This is a genomic window from Pseudomonas mosselii, from assembly GCF_005796105.1.
Classification (GTDB): Bacteria; Pseudomonadota; Gammaproteobacteria; order Pseudomonadales; family Pseudomonadaceae; genus Aquipseudomonas; species Aquipseudomonas mosselii_C.
Genome location: NZ_VAUO01000033.1, coordinates 1 through 4,973 on the forward strand (window position 1 = coordinate 1; position 4,973 = coordinate 4,973).

Here is a 4,973-nt window from a genome sequence, read left to right on the forward strand (position 1 = left end):
GACAACTTCTTCGAACTGGGCGGCCACTCGCTGTTGGCGGTGACCCTCACCGCGCGCTTGCGTGAACACGGCTTGGAGGCCGAAGTGCGCGCCTTGTTCGAACAACCCACCTTGGCCGGCTACGCAGCCATCACAGACAGAATGGAGATCGTCCTGTGAGCATCGAACAACTTCTGGCCACCTTGGCCAGCCATGACATCCAGCTGGCCCTGAAGGAGGGTCAACTGGCCGTGCAGGGCAACCGCCAGGCGCTGAGCGACCCGCACCTGATGGCACAACTGCGCGAGCACAAGGCGGCGTTGATCGCGCTGCTGGCCTGCGGCGGCTACCAGCCCGGCCAGCGCGGCCCGGTGCAAGTCCCGGCCAACGGCATTGCCGCCGGTTGCACGCATATCACCCCTGACATGCTGACCTTGGCCGCGCTCGAACAGGACGCCATCGACCGGCTGCTGGCCCAGGTGCCGGGCGGGGCAGCCAACGTACAGGACATCTACCCGCTGGCCCCCTTGCAGCAGGGCATTCTCTATCACCACGTCAGCAGCAGCGGCAGCGACCCCTACGTGATGCAGGCGCAGTTTGCGTTCGCCGACCGCCAGCGCCTGGACGCCTTCGCCGAGGCCTTGCGCGGGGTGATCGCGCGGCATGACATCCTGCGTACCTCGGTGCACTGGGACGGGCTGGAGCAACCGCTGCAAGTGGTCTGGCGTGAGGCGCCGCTACAGGTCGAGGAGGGCGATGACGCGCCCTGGCTGGACCTTGCCCAGGCGCCGTTGATTCGCCTGCGCTACCGGGCTGCCGAGGAGAACGGGCGGATCCTGGCCAGCTTGCAGTTCCACCATATCGCCCTCGACCACAGCGCCCTGGACGTGGTACGCCACGAATTGCAGGCACTGCTGCAAGGTCTGGGCGCCAGCCTGGGCACGCCGGTGCCGTTTCGCAACTATGTGGCCCAGGCCTGCCTGGGTGTGAGCGAAGCCCAGCACGAGGCGTTCTTCCGAAGCATGCTGGAGGACCTCGACACCCCGACCCTGGCGTACCAGTTGCAGGACGTACAGGCCGACGGCGGACACACCGACGCACACAGCCTGGCCCTGGACAGCGCGCTGTGCCTGCGCATCCGCGCCCAGGCCAGGGCCAGCGGGGTCAGCGTAGCGAGCCTGTTCCACCTGGGTTGGGCCCAGGTGCTGGGTGCCCTGACCGGGCAATCGAGCGTGGTATTCGGCACCGTGTTGATGGGCCGCCTGCAAGGTGCCGAAGCCACCGATCGGGCCTTGGGGATCTTCATCAACACCTTGCCACTGCGCGTGGAACTGGGCGCACGGGTCGTGGCCGAGGCGCTCAAGGCCACCCATCAGCGTCTGGCCTCGCTGATGCGCCACGAGCACGCTCCCCTGGCGTTGGCCCAGCGGTGCAGCGCAGTGGCTGCGCCGACGCCCCTGTTCAACAGCCTGCTCAACTATCGCCACAGCGCCGTCGATGCCAGCGCCCAGGAGCGTGCAGCTTGGGCCGGCATCGATATCCTGCACTCCGAGGAGCACAGCAACTACCCACTGACCTTAAGCGTCGACGACCTCGGCGAGACCTTGCGCCTGACCCTGCTGGCCAGCACCGAGGTACCTGGGGAGCGGGTCTGCGGTTACCTGGAGCAGGCCATGCGGACCTTGGTCGAGGCCTTGGAGCAGGGCGGGCAGGCAGCGTTGCACAGTCTATCGGTACTGCCGCAGGCAGAGCGCCGCGGGTTGCTCGACGAACTCAACACCCAGGGTTACTCCCACGACCTCACCTTGACCTTGCACCAGCACGTGGAACGCCAGGCCGCAGCACGCCCGACGGCTATCGCCGCCAGTTGCCTGGAACAGACACTGGACTACGCCACCCTGAATCGTCGCGCCAATGCGCTTGCCCATCAGTTGATCGCCCTCGGCGTCTGCCCTGATGCGCGGGTCGCGGTAGTTGCCCGCCGTGGCCTGGACACTGTGGTTGGGCTGCTGGCGGTGCTGAAGGCGGGCGGCGCCTATGTGCCAGTCGACCCGGCGCACCCGGATGAGCGCATCGCCTACCTTCTGGCTGACAGCGCGCCCCAAGTGGTGCTGACCCAACAAGCCTTGCGCGGGCGGCTGGATGCCGTGCAGGTGCCGCTGCTGAACCTCGACCAATCCGACTGGCCGGCCCGCGACGACAATCCACAGGTACCCGGCCTGACCCCGGCCAACCTGGCCTACGTGATCTACACCTCCGGCTCCACCGGGTTGCCCAAGGGCGTGATGGTCGAGCACCGGACCCTGGCCAACCTGGTGGGCTGGCACTGCCGGGCCTTCGACGTGGGGCCGGGGCGGCACACATCGAGCCTGGCCGGCGTCGGCTTCGACGCCATGGCCTGGGAGCTGTGGCCGGCGCTGTGCAGCGGCGCCTGCGTGCATGTCGCACCGCCTGGTGACGGCAACGACGACCTTGATGCGCTGCTGCGCTGGTGGCAGGCGCAGCCGCTGGATGTGAGCTTCCTGCCCACGCCGGTGGCCGAATACGCGTTCGGCCAGCAGCTTGGCCACCCGACCCTGCGCACCTTGCTGATCGGCGGTGACCGCCTGCGCCAGTTCAACCGCGCCCCGACCTTCAGCGTGGTGAACAACTACGGGCCCACCGAAACCACCGTGGTAGCCAGCTCTGGCGTGGTTCAGCCTGGCGGGGTACTGCATATTGGCGCGGCAGTGGACAACACGCGCCTGTACGTACTCGACACCCAGGCGCAACCGGTACCGTTGGGGGTAGCCGGCGAGCTGTACGTGGGCGGCGCCGGGATTGCGCGGGGCTATCTGGGGCGCCCGGACCTGACTGCCGAGCGTTTTCTCGACGACCCGTTCCATGCAGGGCGCATGTACCGCACTGGCGACTTGGTGCGCTGGCTGGCCGACGGCACCCTGGAGTACCTGGGGCGCAACGATGATCAGGTAAAGATCCGCGGTGTACGCATCGAACTGGGCGAGATCGAGAGCCGGCTGGGCAGCCTGCCGGGGATCCGCGAGGCGGTAGTGCTGGCCCGCGAGGACCAGCCGGGACAACCGCGCCTGGTGGCCTACTTCACGGCCCAGTCCGAGGGGGAAGAGGCCACGCCGGCAGGCTTGCGCGCGCAGTTGCAGGCGCACCTGCCCGACTACATGGTGCCGGTGGCCTACGTCGCCTTGCCGGCATTTCCATTGACCGCCAACGGCAAGCTTGACCGCCGGGCCTTGCCGGCACCCGAGCGCACGGCGCTGTTCGAGCGCGGCTACGAGGCCCCGCAGGGCGAGCTGGAGCGCACCCTGGCGCAGATCTGGAGCGAGTTGCTGCAGGTTGAGCGGGTAGGGCGGCGCGACCACTTCTTCGAGCTGGGCGGGCACTCGCTGCTGGCCATGCGCCTGGTATCCCAGGTGCGCCTGCGCCTGGGCGCGGAATTGCCACTGAACGCGCTGTTCGCGCATGCCGAACTGGCCGCGTTGGCCGATTACCTGACTAGCGCGCAGGGCAGCGCAGTACCGCCGATCGTGCCAGCGCCTGCCGGGCAGGCCGGGATGCTGTCGTATGCCCAGCAACGCCTGTGGTTCCTTGCGCAGATGGGCGAGGCTGGGCAGGCCTATCACATTCCCATGGCCTTGGGCCTGCGTGGCGCGCTGGATGCGCAGGCGCTGGAAGCCGCCTTGCTGCGCATCGTCGAGCGTCATCACACGTTGCGCAGTCGCTTGATGGCCGACGGCGAGCAGGTGCAGGTGCAACTGTGCGCGACGCCTGGGCCTGGGTGGCTGCAACGGATCGACCTGCGTCAGGCGCCCCAGCGCCTCGCTGAGCATTTACAGCAGGTGGCGGTCCTGCCGTTCGACCTTGGCCAAGGCCCGCTGCTGCGTGCCAGCCTGTTGCAACTGGCCGATGACTACCACGTGCTGGCGGTCACCGTGCACCATATCGTTGCCGACGGCGGCTCGCTGGCGGTGCTCACCGCCGAGCTGTCGCAGCTGTATCCGGCCCTGCGCCGTGGCCTGCCCGATCCGCTGCCGCCGTTGGCTCTGCAATACACTGACTACGCCTTGTGGCAACGGCGCTGGCTGGATGGCGAGCGCTTGCAGCAACATGTGGCCTTTTGGCAGCGCAGCCTGGCCGGCGCCCCGACGTTGCTGACCTTGCCCTGGGATCGACCACGCCCGGCGCGCCAGGAACATGCCGGCGCCACGTTGCCGGTACGCCTGGATGCAGGTCTGAGCGCCGGCCTGCGAGGCCTGGCCCTGCGCCACGGGGCCACGCCCTACATGGTGCTGCTGAGCGCCTGGGCCAGCCTGCTGACACGCCTGGCGGGTCAGCAGGAAGTGGTGATCGGCTGCCCGGTGGCCGGGCGCGACCGGGCTGAGCTTGAGGGGTTGGTGGGGTTGTTCGTCAACACCCTGGCGCTGCGTATCGAAGTGCCCGAGGCTGTCAGCAGTGCAGCGCTGCTGGGCCAGGTCAAGGCCCGGCTGCTGGAGGCCCAGGCGCATCAGGCGTTGCCGTTCGAGCAGGTGGTCGAGGCGCTGCGCCCGAGCCGTAGCCTGGCTCACGCACCGCTCTTGCAAACCACCCTCAACTGGCTGCCGGGATCGCTCGGCGAGCTGAGCCTGGATGGCCTGCACATCGAAGGGGTGGCCCAGGCCGGGCAGTTGGCCAAGTTCGACCTGTCGTTGAACCTGGGCGAGCAGGATGACTGCATCGTCGGCTCGCTGGAATACGCGACGGCGCTGTTCGATGAAAGCAGCGTGCGCCGCTATGCGGGCTATTTCGAGCAACTACTGCGGGCGATGGTGGCCAACGACCAGGCCGAGCTGGCCAAGATCGAACTGCTGGCACCCGAGGAGCGTCATCGCCTATTGCTGGAGTTCAACGCCACCGCGGTGGAATACGATCTCGAACAGACCGTGCATGGCCTGATCGAGACACAGGTCCGGCGCAGCCCCGACGCGCTGGCTGTGCGCGGG

General features: G+C 68.1%; 2 protein-coding genes. Both read left to right on the forward strand.

Annotated features, from left to right (window positions below; genetic code table 11):
• Nucleotides 1-159: phosphopantetheine-binding protein (locus tag FEM01_RS23895; RefSeq protein ID WP_138221878.1), on the forward strand; the 159-nt coding region annotated here is incomplete at its 5' end.
• Nucleotides 156-4,973: non-ribosomal peptide synthetase (locus FEM01_RS23900; protein ID WP_138221879.1), on the forward strand; the 4,818-nt coding region annotated here is incomplete at its 3' end. The genes FEM01_RS23895 and FEM01_RS23900, both read left to right, overlap by 4 nt.